Source organism: Salinarimonas sp. (genome assembly GCF_040111675.1).
Lineage (GTDB): Bacteria > Pseudomonadota > Alphaproteobacteria > Rhizobiales > Beijerinckiaceae > Salinarimonas.
Map to the genome: position 1 here is coordinate 1067914 of NZ_CP157794.1, position 22192 is coordinate 1090105.

At 72.0% G+C, this 22192-nt stretch carries 27 protein-coding genes; 15 read left to right on the top strand and 12 right to left on the bottom strand.

Features of this window, described 5'->3' with window-relative positions; genetic code table 11:
• The first annotated feature begins 51 nt into the window (after nt 1–51).
• Complete coding sequence (locus ABL310_RS04930) at nt 52–582, top strand: hypothetical protein (RefSeq protein ID WP_349370584.1); 531 nt, start codon at nt 52–54, stop codon at nt 580–582.
• A gap of 7 nt (nt 583–589) precedes the next feature.
• Here ABL310_RS04930 and ABL310_RS04935 read toward each other — a convergent pair whose 3' ends face one another.
• Together ABL310_RS04935 and gltX are read right to left on the bottom strand one after the other, a co-directional pair.
• Nucleotides 590–2212 carry an AMP-binding protein gene (locus ABL310_RS04935; RefSeq protein ID WP_349370585.1) on the bottom strand — a complete coding sequence of 541 codons (1623 nt, stop codon included), beginning with the start codon at nt 2210–2212 and terminating at the stop codon, nt 590–592.
• A 184-nt stretch (nt 2213–2396) separates the two neighbouring features.
• A complete protein-coding gene (gene gltX, locus ABL310_RS04940; protein ID WP_349370586.1) occupies nt 2397–3752 on the bottom strand; it encodes a glutamate--tRNA ligase in 1356 nt (451 codons plus the stop codon).
• Nucleotides 3753–3884: 132 nt separating this feature from the next.
• Here gltX and map point away from each other — a divergent pair, with 132 nt between their 5' ends.
• A complete protein-coding gene (gene map / locus ABL310_RS04945) occupies nt 3885–4664 on the top strand; it encodes a type I methionyl aminopeptidase (RefSeq protein WP_349370587.1) in 780 nt (259 codons plus the stop codon).
• 37 nt (nt 4665–4701) lie between these two features.
• Here map and cysK read toward each other — a convergent pair whose 3' ends face one another.
• From cysK to coaBC, 4 genes are all read right to left on the bottom strand, one after another.
• On the bottom strand, nt 4702–5682 hold the full coding sequence (gene cysK / locus ABL310_RS04950) for a cysteine synthase A (protein WP_349370588.1): 981 nt from the start codon (nt 5680–5682) through the stop codon (nt 4702–4704).
• An 80-nt stretch (nt 5683–5762) separates the two neighbouring features.
• Nucleotides 5763–6218: an Rrf2 family transcriptional regulator gene (locus tag ABL310_RS04955; protein WP_349370589.1), complete on the bottom strand. Its 456-nt coding sequence runs from the start codon at nt 6216–6218 to the stop codon at nt 5763–5765.
• A 76-nt stretch (nt 6219–6294) separates the two neighbouring features.
• Nucleotides 6295–6774 (bottom strand): dUTP diphosphatase, encoded by a 480-nt coding sequence (gene dut / locus ABL310_RS04960; RefSeq protein ID WP_374730394.1) that lies wholly within the window; start codon nt 6772–6774, stop codon nt 6295–6297.
• Nucleotides 6744–7997, bottom strand: coding sequence for a bifunctional phosphopantothenoylcysteine decarboxylase/phosphopantothenate--cysteine ligase CoaBC (coaBC, locus tag ABL310_RS04965; protein ID WP_349370591.1), 1254 nt, complete (start codon nt 7995–7997; stop codon nt 6744–6746). Before coaBC ends, dut begins: the two co-directional genes overlap by 31 nt.
• A 214-nt stretch (nt 7998–8211) precedes the next feature.
• Between coaBC and ABL310_RS04970 the strand changes: the two genes are divergently transcribed.
• The 4 genes from ABL310_RS04970 to ABL310_RS04985 all read left to right on the top strand — a co-directional run bounded on the left by ABL310_RS04970 (nt 8212) and on the right by ABL310_RS04985 (nt 10343).
• Nucleotides 8212–8721: a L,D-transpeptidase gene (locus tag ABL310_RS04970; RefSeq protein WP_349370592.1), complete on the top strand. Its 510-nt coding sequence runs from the start codon at nt 8212–8214 to the stop codon at nt 8719–8721.
• 68 nt (nt 8722–8789) lie between these two features.
• On the top strand, nt 8790–9005 hold the full coding sequence (locus ABL310_RS04975) for a hypothetical protein (protein ID WP_349370593.1): 216 nt from the start codon (nt 8790–8792) through the stop codon (nt 9003–9005).
• A gap of 212 nt (nt 9006–9217) precedes the next feature.
• A complete protein-coding gene (locus ABL310_RS04980; RefSeq protein ID WP_349370594.1) occupies nt 9218–9484 on the top strand; it encodes a hypothetical protein in 267 nt (88 codons plus the stop codon).
• A gap of 79 nt (nt 9485–9563) precedes the next feature.
• Nucleotides 9564–10343, top strand: a complete 780-nt coding sequence (locus ABL310_RS04985; RefSeq protein WP_349370595.1) for an SDR family oxidoreductase — start codon at nt 9564–9566, stop codon at nt 10341–10343.
• Between the two features lie 71 nt (nt 10344–10414).
• Here the strand turns inward: ABL310_RS04985 and ABL310_RS04990 are convergent, their stop codons facing one another.
• A complete protein-coding gene (locus ABL310_RS04990; protein WP_349370596.1) occupies nt 10415–10864 on the bottom strand; it encodes a secondary thiamine-phosphate synthase enzyme YjbQ in 450 nt (149 codons plus the stop codon).
• A 6-nt stretch (nt 10865–10870) separates the two neighbouring features.
• A complete protein-coding gene (locus ABL310_RS04995; RefSeq protein WP_349370597.1) occupies nt 10871–11098 on the bottom strand; it encodes a type II toxin-antitoxin system HicB family antitoxin in 228 nt (75 codons plus the stop codon).
• Nucleotides 11099–11516: 418 nt separating this feature from the next.
• On the opposite strand from ABL310_RS04995, the gene ABL310_RS05000 reads away from it, so the two are divergent.
• Together ABL310_RS05000 and ABL310_RS05005 are read left to right on the top strand one after the other, a co-directional pair.
• Nucleotides 11517–11810 (top strand): hypothetical protein, encoded by a 294-nt coding sequence (locus tag ABL310_RS05000; protein WP_349370598.1) that lies wholly within the window; start codon nt 11517–11519, stop codon nt 11808–11810.
• On the top strand, nt 11807–12679 hold the full coding sequence (locus ABL310_RS05005) for an SDR family oxidoreductase (RefSeq protein WP_349370599.1): 873 nt from the start codon (nt 11807–11809) through the stop codon (nt 12677–12679). The genes ABL310_RS05000 and ABL310_RS05005 overlap by 4 nt, the downstream gene beginning before the upstream one ends.
• Before the next feature lie 5 nt (nt 12680–12684).
• Here the strand turns inward: ABL310_RS05005 and ABL310_RS05010 are convergent, their stop codons facing one another.
• The 3 genes from ABL310_RS05010 to ABL310_RS05020 form a co-directional block, all read right to left on the bottom strand.
• The gene (locus ABL310_RS05010) at nt 12685–12906 is read right to left on the bottom strand and encodes a hypothetical protein (RefSeq protein WP_349370600.1); all 222 of its coding nucleotides are present in this window, start codon (nt 12904–12906) and stop codon (nt 12685–12687) included.
• Between the two features lie 150 nt (nt 12907–13056).
• The gene (locus ABL310_RS05015; RefSeq protein WP_349370601.1) at nt 13057–13608 is read right to left on the bottom strand and encodes a sigma-70 family RNA polymerase sigma factor; all 552 of its coding nucleotides are present in this window, start codon (nt 13606–13608) and stop codon (nt 13057–13059) included.
• Nucleotides 13605–13838 (bottom strand): NepR family anti-sigma factor, encoded by a 234-nt coding sequence (locus ABL310_RS05020; protein WP_349370602.1) that lies wholly within the window; start codon nt 13836–13838, stop codon nt 13605–13607. The genes ABL310_RS05015 and ABL310_RS05020 overlap by 4 nt, the downstream gene beginning before the upstream one ends.
• A 169-nt stretch (nt 13839–14007) precedes the next feature.
• Here ABL310_RS05020 and ABL310_RS05025 point away from each other — a divergent pair, with 169 nt between their 5' ends.
• The 6 genes from ABL310_RS05025 to ABL310_RS05050 all read left to right on the top strand — a co-directional run bounded on the left by ABL310_RS05025 (nt 14008) and on the right by ABL310_RS05050 (nt 18827).
• The gene (locus ABL310_RS05025; protein WP_349370603.1) at nt 14008–14814 is read left to right on the top strand and encodes a response regulator; all 807 of its coding nucleotides are present in this window, start codon (nt 14008–14010) and stop codon (nt 14812–14814) included.
• Nucleotides 14815–15282: 468 nt separating this feature from the next.
• Nucleotides 15283–15885, top strand: coding sequence for a hypothetical protein (locus ABL310_RS05030; protein ID WP_349370604.1), 603 nt, complete (start codon nt 15283–15285; stop codon nt 15883–15885).
• A 177-nt stretch (nt 15886–16062) separates the two neighbouring features.
• The gene (locus ABL310_RS05035) at nt 16063–17061 is read left to right on the top strand and encodes a DUF2865 domain-containing protein (RefSeq protein ID WP_349370605.1); all 999 of its coding nucleotides are present in this window, start codon (nt 16063–16065) and stop codon (nt 17059–17061) included.
• Nucleotides 17062–17135: 74 nt separating this feature from the next.
• Nucleotides 17136–17777: a nitrile hydratase subunit alpha gene (gene nthA / locus ABL310_RS05040; RefSeq protein ID WP_349370606.1), complete on the top strand. Its 642-nt coding sequence runs from the start codon at nt 17136–17138 to the stop codon at nt 17775–17777.
• Nucleotides 17774–18433, top strand: a complete 660-nt coding sequence (gene nthB, locus ABL310_RS05045; protein ID WP_349370607.1) for a nitrile hydratase subunit beta — start codon at nt 17774–17776, stop codon at nt 18431–18433. Before nthA ends, nthB begins: the two co-directional genes overlap by 4 nt.
• Nucleotides 18426–18827, top strand: a complete 402-nt coding sequence (locus ABL310_RS05050) for a nitrile hydratase accessory protein (protein ID WP_349370608.1) — start codon at nt 18426–18428, stop codon at nt 18825–18827. Before nthB ends, ABL310_RS05050 begins: the two co-directional genes overlap by 8 nt.
• Before the next feature lie 126 nt (nt 18828–18953).
• On the opposite strand, the gene ABL310_RS05055 is transcribed toward ABL310_RS05050, so the two are convergent.
• On the bottom strand, nt 18954–20555 hold the full coding sequence (locus ABL310_RS05055; protein ID WP_349370609.1) for a gamma-glutamyltransferase family protein: 1602 nt from the start codon (nt 20553–20555) through the stop codon (nt 18954–18956).
• Between the two features lie 191 nt (nt 20556–20746).
• On the opposite strand from ABL310_RS05055, the gene ABL310_RS05060 reads away from it, so the two are divergent.
• Entirely contained in the window at nt 20747–22192 is a 1446-nt protein-coding gene (locus ABL310_RS05060; RefSeq protein WP_349370610.1) for an NAD-dependent succinate-semialdehyde dehydrogenase, read from the top strand.

Below are 22192 nucleotides of genomic sequence, written 5' to 3' on the forward strand. Positions count from 1 at the left end.
GATCGACGCGACAGCGACGCTGCGGTCGCCCTTTCTGCGAAAGTCGAGACGATGACCGCACACGGATCGATCGACGTCCTGCTCAGCCCGCGCATGGCGCTCGTTGTCGACATCTTCCGCGCGCTGGGCGATTTCGAGGCGTCCTACGACGTCGCCGTGATCGACGCCCTCGAGGCGCGCCTCACCCGGGCCACCGACGCCACCACGGCGCGCGCGGTGGTCTCCGACGCGCTGCTGCTCGGCTTCGCCCTGCGCAACCAGCGCACCGACGCCAGCTGGCCGCACGGCGATTGGGAAATGAACGGCATCGGCGCGCGCCAGGCGTCCGGCCACGAATGCGCCACGCTGACCCTCATCGCCGCCTGCAAGGAGGAGGACACCGTCGTGGCCGGCCGGGCGGCGCGCTCGCTCGCGGTGCGGCTGAACCCGACCGTCTCCTCGCTGGCGCGGGACATGGGCGGGCGGCTCGAGCGCGCGGGCCTGCGCATCGCGGTGCGCGACTGGGCGCCGCTGCTGGCCGCGCGCACCCCGACCGCCGCGCCCGAGCCCGACGCGCCGCGCTCCGCCTCGGCCCGCTCGTGAGCCCGCCTCACGCCTCCTGGCGCAGCAGGCGGCGGATGACCTTGCCGGTCGTCGTCAGCGGCAGGTTGTCGCGGAAGGCGATCTCGCGCGGATATTGATGCGCGGAGAGCCGCGTGCGGACGAAGCCCTTGATGTCCTCCGCCAGCGCGTCCGACGGCTCGACGCCCTCCCGCGGCACGACGAAGGCCTTGACGATCTCCGTGCGCACCGCATCCGGCTTGCCGACGACGGCGGCGAGCGACACCGCCGGGTGGCGCAGGAGGCAATCCTCGATCTCGGTGGGGCCGATGCGGTAGCCCGCCGAGGTGATGACGTCGTCGTCGCGCCCGACGAAGCGGACGTAGCCGGCGGCGTCGACCACGCCCTGGTCGCCCGTCGTCATCCAGTCGCCGACGAACTTGTGCTGCGTCGCCTCCGGGCGGTTCCAGTATTCCAGGAACATCACCGGGTCCGGGCGGCGCACGGCGATCTGCCCCGGCTCCTCGGGCTCGCAGAGGCTCCCGTCCTCGCGGATCACGCCGACCGTATGGCCGGGCACCGGCTTGCCGATGGCGCCGGCCTCGGCGACGCCGATGGCGGCGCAGGAGGAGACCACCAGGTTACACTCCGTCTGGCCGTAGAACTCGTTGATCGTCAGCCCCAGCGCCTCGCGGCCCCAGGCGAAGGTCTCCGCGCCGAGCGCCTCGCCGCCGGACCCGATCGTGCGCAGCGCGAGGTCGTAGCGCCCGCGCGGATCGCCGCCGGCGCGCAGCATGCGCAGCGCCGTGGGCGGGATGAAGGCGTTGGCGATCTTCTGCTCGGCCATGAGCCGCCAGGCTTCGTCGGGGTCGAACTTGTCGAACTTGCGCGCGACGACGGGCACGCCGAAATGCAGGCCCGGCAGGAGCACGTTGAGCAGCCCCCCGGCCCAGGCCCAATCCGCCGGCGTCCACAGCCGGTCGCCGGGCCGCGGCAGGAACTCGTGGTGCATCTGCACGCCGGGCAGGTGCCCGAGCAGGACGCGATGGGCGTGCAGCGCGCCCTTGGGCTGGCCCGTGGTGCCGGACGTGTAGATCATCATCGCCGGGTCGTCGGCGCGGGTGTCGCGCGGCGTATGGTCGGGGCTCGCGGCGGCGAGGGCGGCGTGGAGATCCTCCGCCGGCCGTCCCGGTCCCGACCACGCCCCGTCGACGCAGAGCACGGCGGCGAGGTCCGGCAGGTCGAGCGCGGCGGTCTTCTCCACGCCCGCCCCCGTCGTGATCAGCGCCTTCGCCCCGGCGTCGCCGAGGCGATAGCCCAGGGCATCGACGCCGAACATGACCGCGAGCGGCACCGCGATCGCGCCGAGCTTGTAGACGGCGATGTGCGCGATCGGCACCGCCGCCGTCTGTGGCAGCAGGATCGCCACCCGGTCGCCCCGGCGCACGCCGCGGGCGGCGAGCGCGTTGGCGAGGCGGTTCGAGGCCTCCCGCAGGCGGCCGTAGGTCCAGGCCTCGACGGCGCCCGAGGCGCCGACCTCGAGGACCGCCGGCCGGTCCGGATCGGCCGCCGCCCAGCGGTCGCACACGTCGACGCCGATATTGTAGCGCTCGGGCACGGCCCAGCGGAACCCGGCCATGAGGGTGTCGTAGTCGCGGGCCTCGCCCAGCATCGCGTTCGCGCCTCCGAATGGGGACACGACGTGTAGCAGAGCCCGCGGCGCCGCGCCAAGGCGGGCGCGTGTCGTGCAGAGGCGCCAGGGCATGGAACGCCTCCCCGCCGTTCCCCGGCAGGGGAGGTGGGCCGTGCGAGCGGCCCGGAGGGGCGGATGGGGATGGCGCGCGGGAGGGGCGGCGTCAGGCGGGCTCCCCCGCGAGCCGACGCCGCGCGGCCTCGCGGCCGATCAGCGGGAGCAGCGCGGCGAGCTCGGGGCCGTGGTCGCGGCCGGTGAGGGCCTTGCGCAGAGGCATGAACAGGGCCTTGCCCTTGGCGCCGGTGCGCGCCTTCACCGCGTCCGTCCAGGCCTTCCAGGTCGCGCCGTCCCAGGGCTCCGGCGGGAGGGCCGCCGCGGCCTCCGCGCAGAAGGCGGGGTCCTCGATCGCGGGCGTGACGGGACCCGCGACGACGCCCCACCAGTCGCGGGCCTGATCGACCGTCTCGAGATTGCCGCGCACCGCCTCCCAGAACGCCGCCCCGCCGCCGACGCCCATCGCCGCGAGCCGGTCCCCCACCGCCGCGTAGGGCAGCTCGTGCACGAGCCGGGCGTTCAGCGCCGTCAGCTCGCTCTCGTCGAACTTCGCCGGTGCGCGCGAGACGTGGGACAGGTCGAGGAGGCCCGCCAGCTCGTCCAGCGACGCGACCGGCCGGACCGCCTCCGAGGTTCCCACCAGCGTCGCGAGCGCCGCCACCGCGAGCGGCTCGAGCCCGGCCTCGCGCAGGCCCGTCAGCGAGAGATGCCCGAGGCGCTTCGACAGGCCCTCGCCCGAGGCCGTGGTGAGGAGGTTGTGGTGGCCGAAGGCCGGCGCGGCGGCGCCCAAAGCCTCGAAGATCTGGATCTGCACCGCCGTGTTGGTGACGTGGTCCTCGCCGCGGATCACGTGGGTGATGCCGAGATCGGCGTCGTCGACGACGGAAGGCAGCGTGTAGAGATACGACCCGTCCCCGCGCACCAGCACCGGATCGGAGAGCGAGGCGCAGTCCACCGTCACCGGGCCGCGCACGAGATCCGTCCAGCCGACCGTGCGGTGGTCGAGCTTGAAGCGCCAATGCGGCCGGCGCCCCTCCGCCTCGAGCGTCGCGCGGTCCTCCGCCGAGAGGGCGAGCGCGGCGCGATCGTAGATCGGGGGCAGGCCGCGGGCGAGCTGGCGTTTCCTGCGGTATTCCAGCTCGTCGGGGGACTCGTAGCAGGCGTAGAGAAGCCCCATATCGCGCAGGCGGTCGGCGGCCGCGTCGTGGAGAGCGACGCGGTCGGACTGGCGCACCTCCCCGTCCGGCGGGATGCCGAGCCAGGCGAGGTCCGCGCGGATGGCTCGCGCGTATTCCTCCCGGGACCGCTCGCGGTCGGTATCGTCGAGGCGCAGGACGAAGGTCCCGCCCTCGCGCCGCGCGAGGAGCGCGTTGAAGAGCGCCGTGCGGGCGTTGCCGATGTGCAGGAGCCCGGTCGGCGAGGGCGCGAAGCGCAGGACGGGTGGCGTCACGGAGGGTGCGGTCATGCGGCGCTTCTAGCGCATCATCCCACCGAGTGGAATCCGGTCGGTGGACGCGACGATGCGCCGGGCTGCGTCGCCGGGCGGGAGACACTTCGCGCGAGGCCCGTGCTAGGGTGGCCGCGGACGGGAGAGATCATGGACGAGCGGGGCGAGCGGCGCCCGCGGGGCATTCCCCTGCACGGGCCGGAAGATTTCGAGGGCATGCGCAAGGCCGGGCGGCTCGCCGCGGCGACGCTGGACTTCATCGCGCCGCACGTGCGGCCGGGCGTCGCCACGGGGGAGCTCGACCGTCTGTGCGAGACCTTCATGCGCGACCACGGCGCCGTGCCGGCGACGATCGGCTTCCACGGCTATCGCCACGCCACCTGCATCTCGGTGAACCACGTCGTCACCCACGGCGTGCCCGACGACAAGCGCCTCGCCGAGGGCGACATCCTCAACATCGACGTCACGCCGATCCTGGAGGGCTGGCACGGCGACACGAGCCGGATGTTCTCGGTGGGCGAGCCCTCGGCGAAGGCGAGGCGGCTGATCGCGGCGGCCCACGCGGCGATGATGGCCGGGATCGCCGAGATCCGCCCCGGCGCCACGCTCGGCGACGTCGGCGCGGCGATCGAGGCCGTGGCGAAGGCCAAGGGCTACACGGTGGTGCGCGAGTTCTGCGGACACGGGCTCGGGCGCGCCTTCCACGCGCCGCCGGAAGTGCTGTCCTACGGCCTGCCCGGCCGCGGCGTGCGGCTCGAGCCCGGCATGTTCTTCACCGTCGAGCCCATGCTCAACGCCGGCCGCGCCGAGGTGAAGACCCTCTCCGATGGCTGGACCACCGTCACCCGCGACCGCTCCCTCTCGGCCCAGTTCGAGCATTCGGTGGGCGTGACGGAGGACGGCGTCGAGATCTTCACGCGCATCGCGTGAGGCGACGCGCCGCGGCGGCGGCGCGTCGCCGTCGGGCTCAGAGCCCCTCGAACAGGGCGCTGGAGATGTAGCGCTCGGCGAAGGAGCAGGCGATCGTGACGATCTTCTTGCCCTTCATCTCCGGGCGCGCGCCGATCTCGAGGGCGGCCGCGACGTTGGCGCCCGTCGAGATGCCGCCGGGAATGCCCTCGGCGCGGGCGAGCGCCCGGGACGTGTCGAAGGCGGTCTGGTTGCCCACCGTCACCACCTCGTCGATCAGGCCGCGATCGAGGATGTCCGGCACGAAGCCCGCGCCGATGCCCTGGATCTTGTGCGGGCCGGGCTGGCCGCCGGAGAGGACCGGGCTGTCCTCGGGCTCGACCGCGATCACCTTCACGTCGGGCTTGCGCGCCTTGAGCACCTTGCCGACGCCCGTGATCGAGCCGCCGGTGCCCACCGCCGAGACCAGCACGTCCACCTCGCCGTGGGTGTCGTTCCAGATCTCCTCGGCCGTGGTGACGCGGTGGATGTAGGGGTTCGCCGGGTTGGAGAATTGCTGCGGGATGACGGAGCCGGGGATCTCCTCCGCCAGCTCCTTGGCGCGGGCGACGGCGCCCTTCATGCCCTGCGGTCCGGGGGTGAGCTCGAGCTCGGCGCCGAGGAAGGCGAGCATCTTGCGCCGCTCGAGCGACATCGTCTCGGGCATCACCAGGATCAGCCGATAGCCGCGCGCCGCGGCGACGAAGGCGAGCGCGATGCCGGTATTGCCGGAGGTCGGCTCGATCAGCGTCGCGCCCGGCCGGATGCGGCCCTGCGCCTCGAGATCCTCGATCATCGAGACGCCGATGCGGTCCTTGACCGAGGCGATCGGGTTGAAGAACTCGAGCTTGAGCAGGATCTCGGCGTCGACGCCGCGCTCCTGCGGCAGGCGCGCGAGACGAACGAGCGGCGTGTCGCCGATCGTCTGGGTGATCGAGTCGTAGACGCGGCCGCGCCCGTGGGTGCGCGGCGTCTCGTCGGTGCGAGGGGTGTCGGCCAAGAGAAGCCTCCCTGGTTTCGAACTGGCCCCCTTCTAGCGCAATTCACACCCTTTGTCGCTAGTTTGTTTTATTTCACGCGTCAAATCGCGAAATCGAGGGCGTCGTCGCTCGGGCCGTCCGCGGCGCTCATCTTCTCGGCCCGCGCGCAGAGGTCCTCGACCGTGATGGCGTCGAGCTCGCCGAGAAATGCCTCGCCCGCGCTCTTGACCACGGGGCCGACGACGACGTCGACGAGCTGGCTCTCCGGCAGCGGCGGCAGGCCGTCCTCGCCGGTGACGCTCATCGCCGCGCGCACGATGTCGCCCGCGGTGACGCGACGGCGCTCCCGCGCGAGCTCGTAGCCGCCGCGGGGTCCGCGCACGCCCTTGAGGATGCCGAAGCGCACCAGCGCCTGGAGCACGGTCTCGAGATGGCGGGGCGGCAGATTGTGGCGCTGCGCCAGGATCTTCGCGGCGACCGGCGACGGCCGGGCGTGCAGCGCGATGTCCACCACCGCGGCGATGGCGAGCAGAGACCGACGAGACAGCAAAATCATGACGTCATGAACCCCCGATCAAGAACACTCTGCGCGGCTTGCGGCCGCTCGCGTTTCCTCACGTCGTCGCTCGCGCTCAGATCCCGGTCGAACCGAACCCTCCCCCGGCGCGCGGCGTATCCTCCAGCTCCGCTACCTCGACCAGGGTCGCGTGCGTGACCGGAGCGACGACGAGCTGCGCGATGCGCATCCCGCGTTCGACACGGAACGGCGCATCGCCGAGATTGACGAGAAGAACCATGACCTCGCCGCGATAATCGCTGTCGACGGTGCCCGGGGAATTGAGCACCGTGACCCCGTGCTTCGCCGCGAGGCCCGACCGGGGCCGGACCTGCGCCTCGTAGCCTCGCGGCAGGGCCAGGGCCAGCCCGGTCGGGACCAGCGCCCTTCCGAGAATCTCCAAATCTAAGTACGTATTATGACTGATAGCCGCGCAGAGGTCGAGCCCCGCGGCGCCCTCGGTCTCGTATTTCGGAAGCGAAAGTCCTTGACCATGCGGCAAGTGCTTGACGCGAATCGTCGCGGTCACGTGGGTTTTCCTGCGTTTTTCCGGGATAGCATCGTGGAAAGCCGGTCGACCAGGCGGCGGGCGATATCGTCCTTGGCGGCCCGCGGCCAGTCCTCCACCCCTTCCGGGGAGACGAGGTGGACGGCGTTGTGGTCCCCGCCCATCACGCCGCCGCCGGCCTCGGACACGTCGTTGGCGACGATCAGGTCGCAGCCCTTGCGCGCGAGCTTGGCGCGGGCGTAGGCGACGACGTCGTGCGTCTCCGCGGCGAAGCCGACCACGAGGGGAGGGCGGCCCTCGCTCCTGTGCGCCACGGCGGCGAGGATGTCGGGATTGGCGGCGAGCGCCAGCGGTGGCGGGGGCCCGCCGTCCTTCTTCATTTTCGACGGCTTCGTCTCGGCGGCGCGCCAGTCGGCCACGGCGGCGGCGAAGATCGCGACGTCTGCCGGCAGCGCCGCCTCCACGGCGGCGAGCATCGCGCGGGCGCTCTCGACCTTCACCACCGTGACGCCGGGCGGATCGGGGATGGTCACCGGCCCGGAGACGAGCGTCACCCGCGCGCCGGCGGCCGCCGCGGCGGCGGCGATGGCGTGACCCTGCTTGCCGGAGGAGCGGTTGGCGATGTAGCGCACCGGGTCGATGGGCTCGTGCGTCGGCCCGGAGGTGACGAGGACGTGCCGGCCGGCGAGCGGGCCGGGCGCCGTCTCCCCGTCGGCGGCGGCGCGGGTCGCGAGGAGCCGCTCCAGCGCGTCCGCGATCTCGGTGGGCTCGGCGAGCCGGCCGGGTCCCCATTCGGCCTCCGCCATGGCGCCCTCGTTCGGCCCGACGACGGCGACGCCGTCGGCCTCCAGCGTCGCGCGGTTGCGCTGCGTCGCGGGGTGGAGCCACATGCGCACGTTCATCGCCGGCGCGATCAGGATCGGGAGCGTGGTGGCGAGCAGCACGGTGGAGGCGAGATCGTCGGCATGGCCGTGCGCCATGCGCGCCATCAGGTTCGCCGTCGCCGGCGCGACCACGATCGCGTCGGCGTCGCGGGCGAGCCGGATGTGGCCGATATCGGCCTCGTCGTCCCGGTCGAACAGGTCCGTGTAGGCCTTGTCGCCCGAGAGCGCCGCGGCGGCGAGCGGCGTCACGAAGCGCTGCGCGCCGGCGGTGAGGACGCACCGCACCGAGGCGCCCCGCTCGCGCAGCCGCCGAATCAGGTCGAGCGCCTTGTAGGCGGCGATGCCGCCGCCGATGACGAGCAGGATGCGGGTGCGCTCGAGGGTCATTCGGTTGTCCGTTACGACTGTCGCGACACGTCTCTAGCACGCTCTCGCCGAAACGCGGAACGCACCGGGCCGCCGATATCCGCGCAATTCGAGCGATGCGGTAAACCGGATGTCCGCCATCCCCGGCGATTGAGCCTCTCTCAACCACGTCTGTCGAGAGATCGGCGACGCTCCCCGCGCGAGAACGCCCCGACGACAACCGGGGAGGCTTCCCATGCAGCGCTTGACGGCGATCCTCGTGCTCGCCGCCTGGTTCGCGTTCGCGCCCGCGCCGCTCCAGGCGCGCGAGCGCGTGGCGTTCGAGGCCGGCGTGCCGGCGGGGACGATCGTGGTGCGCGCGTCCGAGCGCGCGCTCTATCTCGACCTCGGCGACGGCACCGCCATCCGCTACCGGGTCGCCGTGCCGCGGCCGGACAAGATGTGGACCGGCTGGCGGCGCATCGACGGCAAGCACGTGCGCCCGGCCTGGACGCCCCCGCCGGACGTCCGCCGCGACCTGCCGCATCTGCCGGACCTCATCCCCGGCGGGGCGCCGAACAACCCGATGGGCGAGGCCGCGCTCACCCTCGACGACGGCCTCACCGCCATCCACGGCACCACGCGCACCATGCGCGCCTCCATCGGCCGCGCCGCCAGCTACGGCTGCATCCGCATGCGCAACGAGGACATCGTCGATCTCTTCCGGAGGGTGCGGGTGGGGACGCCGGTGGTGATGACGCGGTGAGGAGGGCGGTGGATACGAGATGCGCCAGCCACCTTGACTGATATCATATGCGATATTATCCTAACAGTATGATCGTCGTCGACGCAAACGTCGTCCTGCGCGGCCTCCGCTCCCGGAATGGCGCGTCGCACGTGATCCTGAGGGGAATGCTGAGCGACATTCCGTTCGCGGCATCCCCGGCTGTGGTCCTGGAGTACGAGGACGTCCTGAAGCGTGACGGCATTCTCGGGCCGCACTCGCCGATTACGCGCGACGACATCGATACGTTGCTCGACGGACTTTAGGCCAGAGCCGTTCCCGCGTCGCCGAAGTTTCGGTTCAGGCCGTTCCTCAACGACCCCAAGGACGATCTCTACATCGAATGCGCGCTTGCGGCCGGAGCCGGAACGATCGTGACGGAGGACCTGGGATTCCGGCATTCCGCCGTCGCCGCGTTCGGTCTCGCTGTCTGCAAAGCCGGCGCGTTTCTCGCGAAACTGCACGAAAGGTCGCCACGATGAGCTCCTATCCCCTTCGCGTCCCCGATCACATCATGGAGCAGGCGCGCGCCGCCGCCGCAGAGGACGGGGTGTCGATCAACCAGATGATGGTCGCCTTCATCGCCGAAGGCCTCGGCCATCGTCGCGGCCTCAAGATGATGCGGGATCGAGCCGCCCGCGCCGACATGGGCGCGGCCGCCGTCGTGCTCGACAAGGTTCCGGACGTTGCTCCAGAACCCGGGGACGAGATCCCCCCGCCGCGCCGCCCGTCCCATCCCGCCTGAGCGCTGCTGCTGCTTCGCGCGGCGGCGTCGCGGTGCTAGACGAAAGCCCGACGCACACGATCACGGGAAGGATCACGCCATGGATCTCGGGCTTTCTGGCAAGCGCGCCCTCGTTCTCTCCTCGAGCCGCGGCCTCGGGCGCGCCTGCGCCGAGGCGCTGGCCCGCGAGGGCGCCGAGGTGTTCATGACCGCGCGCAGCGAGGACAAGCTGAAGGCGGCCGCGGAGGCGATCGTGGCCGCCGGCGGCAAGGCCCACGCCTACGCCGCCGATCTCACCACCCGGACCGACGAGATCTACGCCGCCGCCGAAAGCGCCATGGGCGGGGTCGACATCCTCGTCGCCAATACGGGCGGCCCGCCCGCGAAGACGGCCGCCGAGGTGCCGCAGGAGGACTGGACGCCGTATTTCGAGGCGATGGTGAAGCCGGTCCTGCGCCTCGCGGCGCTGGCGCTGCCGGGCATGCGCCAACGCGGCTTCGGGCGCATCCTCACGATCGCGTCCTCGGGCGTGATCCAGCCGATCCCGAACCTCGCCATGTCGAACACGCTGCGCTCGGCGCTCGTCGGCTGGTCGAAGACGCTCGCCTCCGAGGTCGCCAAGGACGGCGTGACCCTCAACATCGTGCTCCCCGGGCGCATCCGCACCGACCGCACCGGCGAGCTCGACGCCGCCAACGCCAAGCGCCAGGGCAAGAGCGTCGAGGAGATCGAGAAGGCGGCGCTCGCCGCCATCCCCGCCGGCCGCTACGGCGACACGCGGGAATTCGCCGACGTGGTGACCTTCCTCGCCTCCGAGCGCGCGAGCTACATGACCGGCGGCCTCATCCGCGTCGACGGCGGCGCCGTGCGCAGCGTGTGACCGGCGCGCCGACGCCGCCGTACTCTCCCCTCTCCCTCGTGGAGAGGGGAGTCCCGGAGCGAGCCCCCGCCTCACGCCCCCTGCACGACGAGGAGCACCTCGCGCCGGTGGGGCCGGTCGCGGTGCTCGACGAGGTAGAGCCCCTGCCAGGTCCCGAGCGCCAGGGCGCCGTCGACGACGGGGATCGCCACGGACGCTCCGGTGAGCATGCTGCGGATGTGGGCCGGCATGTCGTCGGGCCCCTCCGACCCGTGCCGGTAGCCGGCATTCCGCGGCGCCAGCCGGTCGAGGGTGTCGACGAGATCGCGCGGCACGTCCGGATCGGCGTTCTCCTGGATGGCGAGCGAGGCCGAGGTGTGACGGCAGAAGGCCGTCATCAGCCCCTGCGCGATCCCGCACGCGGCGAGCGCCTCGCGCGCCTGGCGGGTGATCTCGACGAAGCCCTGCCCCCGCGTCTCGACCAGGAGCCGGGCCGTCGCCTGCCGGGCGACGGGCCCGTCGTGGATGATGGTCGCGCGCATCGGCCCTCACGAGCCGGCTACGATGCGCCCGCCAGTCCCGGGCTGGGGAACCGGATTGCCAATTGTGCGCGCGGCCTGGAGCCATGCCTCGATCGCGTCCTCGATCTCGCGCGCCGCATCGTGGCGCGTGTCTCCGACCGCCGAGCACCCCGGCAAGTCCGGCGCGACGGCGACGAACGCCTCGTCTTCGTCACTCCAGAAGACCTGGATCGGATATCCTCGGATCTCGATCATTTCCGATCTCCGTAACGTTCGATCATCTCGGCCAGCTGCCGGGCCTGGTAAGGCGCGATGCGGCCGCCGCGATTCTGAAAATTCAGCACGATCGGCTCGCCCCGTCGAGCATACACGACGTGAGAGCCCTTTCCTCCGGCCCGAACGAACCCGAGCCACCGGGCGATCTTGCAGGCATCGCCGAAGCCTACGTCCCTTGGGTTCGACAGGACGGAGAGGAGCAGCTTTCGCCTTGCATTCACGACTGCCCCCGCCGGCCCAGCGGTTCGCCCGCGCCTTTTCAGTCGTCAACGAACCAGAATACAACTTGAGAGTCAACAGCGGCTAGAGCGCGCGGCGCGCCGCCACTCCCGACAACGGAACCCCGCCCCCTCCCCCTCGCTTACCCCCATAACGTAAAGCGTCACGGAGGATGGCCATGCGTCTCGCACATCCGCGCCTCCCCATCGACTTCCCCCCGCTCGCAGCCATGCCCGGGATCCGCACGCCGGACCCGTCTCGCGTCCCGGTAGATCCGGGCGAGCCGCCGCCGCCGCTTCCACCCGGCGGCCGCCTGCCGGGCGAGGTCCCGCCGGCCCCGGAGGAGGACGAGGTCGATCCCGATCTCGACGATCCGACCGTTCGCGACCCTGGCCGGCGCATGCCGCCGGACCACCTGCCCGGCGGGCCCTCGAACCCCAATCCCCATCATGTCCGCCCGAGGAGACGATGAGCGATACCGACAAGGACGAGCCCGCGGGCGGCCAGCCCGCCCAGCACCAGCCGGTCCAGCCCGGGCGCGAGCACGAGATGACCCCGCGCCCGGACTACGCCCCGCGCTTTCCCGGCTCCGGCCGCCTCGCCGGCGAGGTCGCCCTGATCACCGGCGGCGACAGCGGCATCGGCCGCGCCACCGCCGTCTCCTTCGCCCGCGAGGGCGCGAACGTCGCCATCGTCTATCTCGAGGAGAGCGAGGACGCGGCGGAGACCCGGGCCGCGGTGGAGGCGGAGGGCGGGCGCTGCCTGTGCGTGCGCGGAGACGTCCGCGATCCCGCCTTCTGCCGCGACGCCGTCGCGCGCACCGTGGAGGCGTACGGGCGCCTCGACGTCCTCGTGAACAACGCCGCCGAGCAGCACGTGGCGGACGAGATCGAGGACATCACCCCCGAGCAGCTCGAAGGGACCTTCCGCACCAACCTGTTCGGCTACGTCTACATGATCCAGGCGGCCCTGCCGCGCATGGGCTCGGGCGCGCGGATCGTGAACAACGGCTCGGTGACGGCGGTGCGCGGCTCGCCGCACCTGATCGACTATTCCGCGACGAAGGGCGCCATCATGGCGCTGACGCGCTCGCTCGCGAAGCCGCTCGCGGCGCGGGGCATCCGCGTCAACGGCGTCGCTCCGGGCCCGATCTGGACGCCCTTGATCCCGGCCTCGTTCCCGGCCGAGCACGTGGCGACGTTCGGCACGAAAACGCCCATGGGACGTGCCGGGCAGCCGAACGAGGTCGCCTCGTGCTTCCTGTTCCTGGCCTGCGCGGACTCGTCCTACATCACCGGCCAGTTCCTGCATCCGAACGGCGGCGACGCCATCGGCAGCTGACGCGGTCAGCGACGATTCGCGGCGCGCCGGCGGGCGCGGACGCTCGCCGGCCGGCGCGGCCGCTCGCGCAGGCCGGCGGCGAGGCCGAGCGTCACGAGCGCGAGGGTTCCGGCGAGCGTCGCGAGGGCCGTCGGCAGGGCCGAGGCGCTCGCCGCGCCGGTGGCGCCGGCGATTATCGCGAAGACGAGGAAGACGGCGCTGAAGCGAACGAGCAGATCGTGGGTCATGGCCTGGTTCCTGGCGGGATCTCCATTGCCGGAGCCAACGATCCTGCCCGATCCGGGTTTCCTGAAACGCAACCGATCACGGGCGATTCGACACGAAAAAACCGCACGGCGATCGCCGTGCGGCCTCGGTCGTTCCGAACGGGGCGGCTCTCAGCCGTTCACGGCCTGGAGCGCGGCCCGGGTGACGTTGTCGACGCCGAGATCGGAGCCGTCCTCGACGGCGAGGATCTGGGTGAGCCGCGAGCGCGCGCGGTTGACGCGGCTCTTTATCGTCCCCACGGCGCAGCCGCAGATGTTCGCGGCTTCCTCGTAGGAGAAGCCGGAGGCGCCCACCAGCAGCAGAGCCTCGCGCTGGTCCGCGGGGAGCGTCGAGAGCGCCTCGCGGAAATCCTCGAAGTCCAGACGTGCGCCCTGCTCGGGCTGCGCGTTGAGGCGCGCGGCGTAGGAGCCGTCGGCGTCCTCGACCTCGCGGCGGCGCTTGCGGTATTCCGAGTGAAACAGATTACGCAGGATCGTGAACAGCCAGGCGTTCAGGTTCGTACCCCGCTCGAATCGGTCGATGTTCGAGAGAGCGCGCAGGAGCGTGTCCTGGACGAGATCGTCCGCGCGGTCGACCTGACCGGTGAGCGAGATCGCGAACGCGCGCAAGCTCGGAACGGCCGCGAGCAGAGCGTCGCGCAGCGCCGGTTCCGGTTGGGTCATCGCGAATTCTCCTTGCTTTTTTCTTGGTCGAGCTTTTCGAGGAGATCCCGGAAACGGTCCGGCACCGGCTGCTCGAGCAGCTCGGTATACATGGCGCGCAGCTGGTCGCCGATCCGGGCCTGGATGGCGCGGTCGAGCTTGGGATCGGCGGTATGCGGCTCGTGATCGCGTGGTTCACGCACGTCACGCACCCCCAACTCGTGCACCCCCGTGCCCTTGTTGACTTTCATCTTGTTACCCCCATCCTCGAGGCCTTCAGGTCGAGCGCTCGGACCCGTCAACGCGTCGTGTCGGCAGAAAGTTCCACCGCCTCGTGCGCCCACGAGGAACCTTTCCGATCGGTCGGCGTTCCCTCACCATATGATCAACGCCGAAATGGCGACAGTTAAGGGGATGCGCATGTCGACAGCTCAGCTCGTCGTCCAATACCTGCCGTACTTGCGTCGTTACGCGCGGGCGCTCACCGGCAGCCAGCAGGCGGGCGACGCGTATGTCGCGGCGACGCTCGAGGCTCTCGTCAGCGAGCCCGAGACGATCGACCGCGAAGGCGCCATCAAGGTCGATCTCTTCCGGGTCTTCACCCGCATCTGGAACTCGCTGTCCGTGAACGGCCGCGCCGAGGGCGTCGAGCGCGACATGCCCGCCGAGGCGCGCCTCGGGCAGATCACGCCGTTGCCGCGCCAGGCGTTCCTGCTCTCCTCGCTCGAGGGCTTCTCGGAAGAGGAATCGGCGCGCATTCTCGCCGTTCCGGTCGAGGAGGTGCGTGCGCTCGTGGAAGAGGCCGGCCGCGAGCTCGCCGCCGACATCGTCACCGACATCATGATCATCGAGGACGAGCCCCTGATCGCCATGGATCTCGAGGCGCTGGTCGAGGGGCTCGGCCACAACGTCACGGGCGTCGCCCGAACGCGCGACGAGGCGGTGAAGCTCGCGACCTCCCGGCGCCCAGGCCTGATCCTCGCAGACATCCAGCTCGCCGACGGCTCGTCCGGGCTCGATGCGGTCAACGATCTGCTCGAGACGTTCCAGGTGCCGGTGATCTTCATCACCGCCTATCCTGAGCGCTTCCTCACCGGCGAGCGGCCGGAGCCGGCCTTCCTGATCGCCAAGCCCTTCCAGCCGGCCAACGTCTCGGCCGTGATCAGCCAGGCCCTGTTCTTCCAGCAATCGGCGCATCGCCGCCGCCCGCAGCGCGCATCCGCCTGACGGCGCGCGCCGACGCCGAGACTGGTCGAAGGGCTCTCCCGCGGGAGGGCCCTTCGTCGTTCCGAGGGCCGTCGCCGGTTCGAGGGCTTCCTCCTTCACGGCGGCTTTCGACAGAAGAACGACAGTATGCCAACAAAAAAGCGGACCGAATGCTCGGTCCGCTGCGAAGTTTCTGGCCAGGTTCAAGGGGAATGCGGGGAGGACCAGATGGCCAGGTACGAAGCGAACGAAAGACCAGGCGAATTGTTCCGACGCCGAAATCTTCGCCGTTCGCTCGGTTCCGTCCCGAGCGCCGGCGGCGGCCCGCCGGGCTCGCGGCCGTAGCCATGCGAGCGACGGGCCCAACGCTCGCCGGGCCTCGCAAGAAAACGTCCGAGCGTGGCAGGGCGGGGAACTCGGCCTTGGAGATCCGCGTTCCCGATCACCTCGTTCCGTCGCCCGCTCGCGGGCCGAGCCGGAGGCCCCCGCATGCTGCGGATCGCAGCGCTCCTCACAGCCACGTACCTCGCCGCGTTCCTGGCCACGAGCGCGCTCACTGCGCCCGACGGCCTCTCCGTGGCCTTGGCGCGCATCGCGAGCGCCCTCGAGCGCGTGGATCCGACGGCGCTGATTCCGGCCCAGGGCGCCCAGGCTCAGGATGCGCAGGCCGAAGGCGCTAAGGCGCGGGCGGGATCCGTCCCGGCGCTCGCCAAGGCGGACCCGCTGGTCGATCGTTCGGCGCTGCCGCGCCTGCGCGGGGCGATCGATCCGTCTCGCGAGGCGGTCGAGGTGACGGCGCTTCCGGGCGGGCGGCTCGCCCTGCGCGACGCCGACGGGCGCCTTCTGGTCCTGCACGATCCGGCGGAGCGAACGACGCGGGTCGCGCGCGGGGCGCGCCTGCCGCGGCTCCTCGCGGAGCCTCTGGGCGACGAGCCGCGTCTCGAGATCGCCCCGCTGCGCCCTCCGCCCGTCGAGACCGAGGCTCCCGAGGAGGCCGACGAGCCCCTCGCCAGCGGCTGCGAGAGCGCCGTCAGCACCCTCGCCCGCGCCCGCCACGGCGCCGGCGCGGTCCTGTGCCTGGCGGCTTTGTAGGGCCGCGCCGTCATCCTCGCGTGGCATTTCGTCGCGATTGCACCCGTCTCGCCCCCTCCCGACCGTGATTCGTTCATTTTCCGGCCATGCGAGGCGCTATAAGGGAGGCGGCCGCGGACGGCGAATCGTCGGCGGCCGACCCGGTTTCATCACGACGGACGCATGCGACACAGGCGCTTGACCCGCTTCTCGGCTATTCTCATCGGGCTCGTCGCCTTCGCCGGCGGCGCGGCCGCGCAGAGCGACGCCTGCCAGCGCTACCGCGCGGAGCTCGCGGCGATCGAGCAGGGCGGCGGGCGCGACTACCGCAGCCTCGCCGAGCGCCAGAGCATCGAGCTCGAGCGCATGCGCCGCTACGTCCAGGGCTTGAACTGCGGCGGCGGCAGCCGCTTCCTCATCTTCGGTGCGCCGACCACGCCCGAATGCCAGGCGGCCGAGGAACGGCTCGACGCGATGGAGGAAAACTATCAGCGCCTGCTGATGGAAGCCTCGCGCTCCGGCAACGAGCGCCGCATGGCGCTCATCGCCGCCATCGAGCAGTACTGCACGCCGCAGAGCCAGCCCGGCTGGCCCGCCGACGCGTTGTTCGACCGGCCCGGCGAGGCGCCGCCCTACATGGAGGGGCCGGGCTTCTACGAGGGCCAGCAGGCGGTCGCCGGCCAGGCGATGTGCGTGCGCACCTGCGACGGCTATTTCTTCCCGCTGCCCACGGCCCCGCGCGACAGCCGCGAGGCGGCGCAGCTGTGCCAGGCGCAGTGCCCGAACGCGTCGACCGCCGTGTTCTACAAGCCCCAGGGCGCGCAGATCGAGCAGTCCTTCTCCGCCGACGGCCAGCCCTACATGGCGCTGCCGAACGCGCTCGCCTATCGCGCGCAGGTGGACGAGGCGTGCTCCTGCCGTGCGCCGGGCCAGACCTGGTCCGAGGCGCTCGCCCAGGCCGAGACCCTGCTGGGCGGCGGGGCGGAGATCGTCACGCCCGAGCGCGCGGTGGAGCTCTCCCGGCCCCGCGGCGAGGCGGGGGAGGGGACGCCCGCGCCGACGGTCGAGAGCCCGGCGGCCACGATCCCGTTCTTCGGCATCGACGAGGGCGAGTGGCGCGAGGTCGAGACGCACATCGGCCGCAAGCGCGTGCGCGTCGTCGCTCCCGAGGTGATCCCCGCGCCGGACTCGCTCTGAGCGGTTCGGGAGGCCGCGCCGTCTGGCGCCGTGCCCGCGCCTCCTCTAGTCTCCGGCCGAGGAGATCAGCGCGCATGGACGAACAGCACCACCACCACGATCACGACCATGATCATGCCGGCCACAGCCACCTGACGGCCGTCGAGGCGAAGGTGAAGGCGCTCGAATCCCTTCTCGTGGAGAAGGGCTACGTCGAGCCCGCCGCCATCGACGCCCTGATCGAGACCTACGAGACCGAGGTCGGCCCGCGAAACGGCGCGCGCGTGGTCGCGAAGGCCTGGGCCGATCCCGTTTTCCGAGCGGCCCTGGCCGAGGACGCCACGGCGGCGATCGCCTCGCTCGGCTATACCGGCCGGCAGGGCGAGCACATGGTGGCGGTGTTCAACGGCCCCGACGAGCATCACCTCGTCGTCTGCACGCTGTGCTCCTGCTATCCCTGGACCGTGCTCGGCCTGCCGCCGACCTGGTACAAGTCGGCGCCCTACCGCTCCCGCGCGGTGATGGACCCCCGCGGCGTGCTCGCCGAGTTCGGCGTCCGGCTTCCGGAGACGACGGCGATCCGCGTCTGGGATTCCACAGCCGAGATCCGCTATCTCGTCGTGCCGATGCGGCCGGCGGGCACGGAAGACCTCGACGAGGAGGCGCTCGCCGCCCTCGTCACGCGCGATTCGATGATCGGCGTCGGCCTGCCCCTCTCGCCGGAGGCGGCGCGATGAACGGGGCGCAGGATCTCGGCGGCATGCACGGCTTCGGGCCGATCGCCCCGGACGCGGGCGAGCCGCTCTTCCATGCCCCCTGGGAGCGCCGCGCCTTCGGGCTGACGCTGGCCATGGGCGCGACGGGCACCTGGACGCTCGACGAGTCCCGCCACGCCCGCGAGAGCCTGCCGCCGGCGGAGTATCTCGCCTCGACCTATTACGAGATCTGGACGCGGGGCCTCGAGCGGCTCCTCCTGGCGAACGGGCTCGTCACGGCGGAAGAGATCGCGCAGGGCCGCGCTCTCGCTCCGCCGGCGCGGCTCGCGCGCGTGCTGACGGCGCAGGCGGTTCCCGCGGCGCTGGCCAAGGGCGCGCCGACGGAGCGCCCGGCCTCCGCGCCGGCGGGCTTCGCCGTCGGCGACCGCGTCCGCACCAAGGTGATCAACCCCGCCGGCCACACCCGCCTGCCGCGCTACGCCCGCGGCAAGGTCGGCGAGATCGCGCTCCATCACGGCGCCCACGTCTTCCCCGACACGCATGCCCACAAGCGAGGCGAGGCGCCGCAGCATCTCTACACGGTGCGCTTTTCCGGGACCGAGCTGTGGGGCGCCGACGCCGACCCGGCGCTGACGGTCTCCATCGACGCCTGGGAGAGCTATCTCGACCATGCCTGAGGCATCCGCGCCCCTTTGCGACGACGTCGTCTCCGCGGCGGCGTCGGTCGCACCGATCCCGCAGGGCGAGGACGGCCCGGTCTTCGCCGCGCCCTGGGAAGCCCAGGCCTTCGCGCTGACGGTGGCGCTCCACGAGCGCGGCGTCTTCACCTGGAGCGAGTGGGCGCAGGCCCTCTCCCGCGCCATCCGCGCCGCGCAGGCCGCCGGGGACCCGGATACCGGCGCGACCTACTACACCCACTGGCTCGCCGCGCTCGAGGCGCTCCTCGCCGACAAGGGCGTCGCCGCTCCCGACGCCGTGGCGGCCCGCGCCGACGCCTGGCGCCGTGCGGCCGAGGCGACCCCGCACGGCACGCCGATCTGGCTGGAGAACGACCCGTTCTTCGGGAGGTGACGCCGCCCCGAACCCGCCCCTGCGGGCCGCTTCGCGACCCACCTTCCCTGCCGGGAGACGGCGGGGCGCGTCCTGTGCTCGTCTCGGCGGATCAGCCCGCGCCGGCCCGGATCGCCCGCGCGCCCCTCACCAGCCGAGCGCGCAGCCGTCCTTGCGCGGGTCGGAGGCGCCGACGAGGACGCCGCGAGCGCGATCGACGAGGATCGCCTGCGCGCCGCCGATGGGGGAGGGGGCGGGCTCGAGGGTGCAGCCGTGGGCGGCGAGATGGGCGCGGTTCTCGGCGTCGATCCCCTCCTCGACCTCGGTGGCGGTCCCGTAGCCGAACAGGCGCGGCGCGTCGATCGCCTCCTGCAGATCGAGGCCCTCCTCGAACAGGCGGATCATGAGGTGCGCGTGACCCGCCGCCTGATAGTGCCCGCCCATGACGCCGAAGGGCAGCAGCGGCGCGCCGTCCTTCTCGACGAGGCCGGGGATGATCGTGTGCATCGTCCGCTTGCCGGGCGCCAGCGCGTTCGGATGGTCGGCCGCGAGCGAGAAGCTCGCGCCGCGGCAATGGAACAGCACGCCGCTCTGCGGCGCCACCAGCGTCGAGCCGAACGGGTGGAACAGCGAATTGATGAAGGAGACGACGAGCCCGTCCTCGTCGACCACCGCCAGGTAGACCGTATCGGTTTCCCACGGCACGCGGCCGAGGTCGCGGGCGGCGTGCGCGGGGCCGGCCGTCGGCCCCGGATCGGCGGCGGCGGCGCGCACGAAGGCCACCGCCTCCGCGCCGAGGAAGCGGTCGAGGCCGATCGTCATCGCGGCCGGGTCGGTGACGGCCCGGTCGCGCAGGCGATAGGCGGCGCGGGTCGCCTCGGCGTAGAGCCGCAGCCGCTCCGGCCCGCGCGCCGCCCGCCAGACGTCCCAGCCCTCGAGCGCCTTCAGGATGAGGAGCGCCGTCGCGCCCTGGCCGTTCGGCGGCGTCTCGACGACGTCGATTCCGGCGAAGGACGAGCGGATCGGCTCCGCCCAGACGGCCTCGCAGGCGGCGAGGTCGTCGAGCGTATGCGCGCCGCCGCGGGCGCGCAGCACGGAGACGATCTCCTCCGCGACCGCGCCCTCGTAGAAGCCGGCGCGGCCTTCGCGGCCGATGGCGCGCAGCGTGCGCGCGAGCGCCGGCTGGCGATGCACGTCGCCGGCGCGCAAGGCCCCGCCGTCCTTCAGGAAGAGCGCCGCCGTCTCGGCATGGCGCGCGAGGCGGGGCGCGTGCCTCGCCCAGTCGAAGGCGACGCGCGGGGCGACGGCGTAGCCCTCCTCGGCCGCCTTCGCGGCGGGCTCCATCAGCTCGGCGAAGGGCAGCCGGCCGTAGGCGGCGTGCAGCTTCGTCCAGGCGTCGACCGCGCCGGGCACGTTGACCGCGAGCGGGCTGTCGTCGGCGATCTCCGTCAGCCCCCGCGCGACCGCCTCCTCCCGGTCGACGCCGGCGGGCGCCTGGCCCGATCCCATGAGCGCGCGCGGCGCCTCGCCCGGCGCGGCGACGAGCGCGAAGCAATCCCCGCCGATGCCGGTCATGTGCGGCTCGACCGCGCAGAGCAGGGCCGAGGCCGCGAGCGCCGCGTCCGCCGCCGAGCCGCCGCGCTTCAAGGTCTCGACCGCCAGCAGCGAGGCCGCCGGATGCGAGGTCGCGACCATGGCGCGCGTCCCGTACACGGCCGAGCGGCCGGGGGTCTGAAAAGTACGGGACATGAGAGCGCTCCTTCGCGCGAGGGACACGTGCCTCGCGTTGTGTCAGAGCGCCTAACATATGACAAGCGCGGCCCCTCGGCGCATCCGCGCTTCCCGTTTGCCCGTCTGTGCGCCCCCGCCACTCGCGCCCGGCGAGGGGGTTTGCTAGACCATGCGGCGAAGACCGAGACACACGCGCGAGGAAACAGCTCATGCCCGACGTCGCCTATCCGAAGCTCGCCCTCCAGATCGCCGGAGCCTGGCGCCCCGCCGCCTCCGGCGAGACGCTGCCCGTCGTCAACCCGGCGACCGGCGAAACCATCGGCGAACTGCCCAAGGCCGGCACGGCGGATCTGGACGAGGCGCTCGCCGCGGCCGCGCGGGGCTTCGAGGCCTGGCGCAAGGTCGGCGCCTTCGACCGCTACAAGACCCTGCGCAAGGCCGCCGACCTGCTGCGCGAGCGCGCCGAGGCGATCGCGACGATCATGACGATCGAGCAGGGCAAGCCGCTCTACGAGGCGCGCATCGAGACCAACGGCGCCGCCGACACCTGCGACTGGCTCGCCGAGGAGGGCCGGCGCAATTACGGCCGGGTCATCCCCCCGCGCGCGGGCGACGTGCTCCAGCTGGTGATCAAGGAGCCGGTGGGCCCCGTCGCCGCCTTCACGCCCTGGAACTTCCCGATCAACCAGGCCGTCCGCAAGGTCGCGGCGGCGCTCTCGGTGGGGTGCTCGATCATCCTCAAGGGCCCCGAGGACACGCCGGCCTCCTGCGCCGAGATGGTGCGCTGCTTCCTCGACGCCGGCGTGCCGGGCGACGCGCTGCAGCTCGTCTTCGGCGTGCCCGCCGAGATCTCGGAATACCTCATCCCCTCGCCGGTGATCCGCAAGATCTCCTTCACCGGCTCCACCGCGGTCGGCAAGCACCTCGCCGCCCTCGCCGGCGCGCACATGAAGCGCGCGACCATGGAGCTCGGCGGCCACGCGCCGGCGATCGTCTTCCAGGACGCCGACGTGCAGAAGGCGCTCTCGGTGCTCTCCGCCAACAAGTACCGCAACGCCGGCCAGGTCTGCATCGCGCCGACGCGCTTCCTCGTGCACGAGGCCGTCTACGACCGCTTCGTCGACGGCTTCGTCGACATCTCGAAGAACCTCGCCGTCGGCAACGGCCTCGATCCGGAGGTCAAGATGGGCCCGCTGGCGCATGCGCGGCGCATCGAGGCGATGGAGAGCCTCGTGGCGGACGCCGTCGACAAGGGCGCGACGCTCAAGACCGGCGGCAAGCGCATCGGCAACCAGGGCTATTTCTACGAGCCGACCGTGTTCGTCGACGTGCCCAAGGACGCGCGCATCATGAACGAGGAGCCCTTCGGGCCGGTCGCCTCGATCAGCCGCTTCTCGAGCGACGAGGAGGCCTTCGAGGAGGCCAACCGCCTGCCCTACGGGCTCGCGGCCTACGCCTACACCACTTCCGCCCAGCGCGCCTCGGCGCTCGGGGCGCGGATCGAGAGCGGCATGGTCTCGATCAACCACCACGGCATCGCCCTGCCCGAGACGCCCTTCGGCGGCATGAAGGATTCGGGCTACGGCTCGGAGGGCGGCGTCGAGGCGCTCGAGGCCTATGTCACGACGAAGTTCGTGACGCAGCAAGGGCTGTGA

What these genes read in the sequence shown, in the direction of transcription:
- nthB (WP_349370607.1), top strand. Translation starts at nt 17,774, where the DNA reads ATGAACGGGGCGCAGGATCTCGGCGGCATGCACGGCTTCGGGCCGATC.
- ABL310_RS05050 (WP_349370608.1), top strand. Translation starts at nt 18,426, where the DNA reads ATGCCTGAGGCATCCGCGCCCCTTTGCGACGACGTCGTCTCCGCGGCG.
- ABL310_RS04990 (WP_349370596.1), bottom strand. Translation starts at nt 10,864, where the DNA reads ATGCGCGCGACCATCATCCACGACGGGCCCGTCGCCCGGCAGGCGACG.
- ABL310_RS05030 (WP_349370604.1), top strand. Translation starts at nt 15,283, where the DNA reads ATGCTGCGGATCGCAGCGCTCCTCACAGCCACGTACCTCGCCGCGTTC.
- ABL310_RS05010 (WP_349370600.1), bottom strand. Translation starts at nt 12,906, where the DNA reads ATGACCCACGATCTGCTCGTTCGCTTCAGCGCCGTCTTCCTCGTCTTC.
- ABL310_RS05015 (WP_349370601.1), bottom strand. Translation starts at nt 13,608, where the DNA reads ATGACCCAACCGGAACCGGCGCTGCGCGACGCTCTGCTCGCGGCCGTT.
- ABL310_RS05005 (WP_349370599.1), top strand. Translation starts at nt 11,807, where the DNA reads ATGAGCGATACCGACAAGGACGAGCCCGCGGGCGGCCAGCCCGCCCAG.
- nthA (WP_349370606.1), top strand. Translation starts at nt 17,136, where the DNA reads ATGGACGAACAGCACCACCACCACGATCACGACCATGATCATGCCGGC.
- ABL310_RS04980 (WP_349370594.1), top strand. Translation starts at nt 9,218, where the DNA reads ATGAGCTCCTATCCCCTTCGCGTCCCCGATCACATCATGGAGCAGGCG.
- map (WP_349370587.1), top strand. Translation starts at nt 3,885, where the DNA reads ATGGACGAGCGGGGCGAGCGGCGCCCGCGGGGCATTCCCCTGCACGGG.
- ABL310_RS05000 (WP_349370598.1), top strand. Translation starts at nt 11,517, where the DNA reads ATGCGTCTCGCACATCCGCGCCTCCCCATCGACTTCCCCCCGCTCGCA.
- ABL310_RS04930 (WP_349370584.1), top strand. Translation starts at nt 52, where the DNA reads ATGACCGCACACGGATCGATCGACGTCCTGCTCAGCCCGCGCATGGCG.
- ABL310_RS04955 (WP_349370589.1), bottom strand. Translation starts at nt 6,218, where the DNA reads ATGATTTTGCTGTCTCGTCGGTCTCTGCTCGCCATCGCCGCGGTGGTG.
- ABL310_RS05060 (WP_349370610.1), top strand. Translation starts at nt 20,747, where the DNA reads ATGCCCGACGTCGCCTATCCGAAGCTCGCCCTCCAGATCGCCGGAGCC.
- ABL310_RS05020 (WP_349370602.1), bottom strand. Translation starts at nt 13,838, where the DNA reads ATGAAAGTCAACAAGGGCACGGGGGTGCACGAGTTGGGGGTGCGTGAC.
- ABL310_RS04985 (WP_349370595.1), top strand. Translation starts at nt 9,564, where the DNA reads ATGGATCTCGGGCTTTCTGGCAAGCGCGCCCTCGTTCTCTCCTCGAGC.
- ABL310_RS04975 (WP_349370593.1), top strand. Translation starts at nt 8,790, where the DNA reads ATGATCGTCGTCGACGCAAACGTCGTCCTGCGCGGCCTCCGCTCCCGG.
- ABL310_RS04995 (WP_349370597.1), bottom strand. Translation starts at nt 11,098, where the DNA reads ATGATCGAGATCCGAGGATATCCGATCCAGGTCTTCTGGAGTGACGAA.
- ABL310_RS04970 (WP_349370592.1), top strand. Translation starts at nt 8,212, where the DNA reads ATGCAGCGCTTGACGGCGATCCTCGTGCTCGCCGCCTGGTTCGCGTTC.
- ABL310_RS04935 (WP_349370585.1), bottom strand. Translation starts at nt 2,212, where the DNA reads ATGCTGGGCGAGGCCCGCGACTACGACACCCTCATGGCCGGGTTCCGC.
- ABL310_RS05025 (WP_349370603.1), top strand. Translation starts at nt 14,008, where the DNA reads ATGTCGACAGCTCAGCTCGTCGTCCAATACCTGCCGTACTTGCGTCGT.
- gltX (WP_349370586.1), bottom strand. Translation starts at nt 3,752, where the DNA reads ATGACCGCACCCTCCGTGACGCCACCCGTCCTGCGCTTCGCGCCCTCG.
- coaBC (WP_349370591.1), bottom strand. Translation starts at nt 7,997, where the DNA reads ATGACCCTCGAGCGCACCCGCATCCTGCTCGTCATCGGCGGCGGCATC.
- ABL310_RS05055 (WP_349370609.1), bottom strand. Translation starts at nt 20,555, where the DNA reads ATGTCCCGTACTTTTCAGACCCCCGGCCGCTCGGCCGTGTACGGGACG.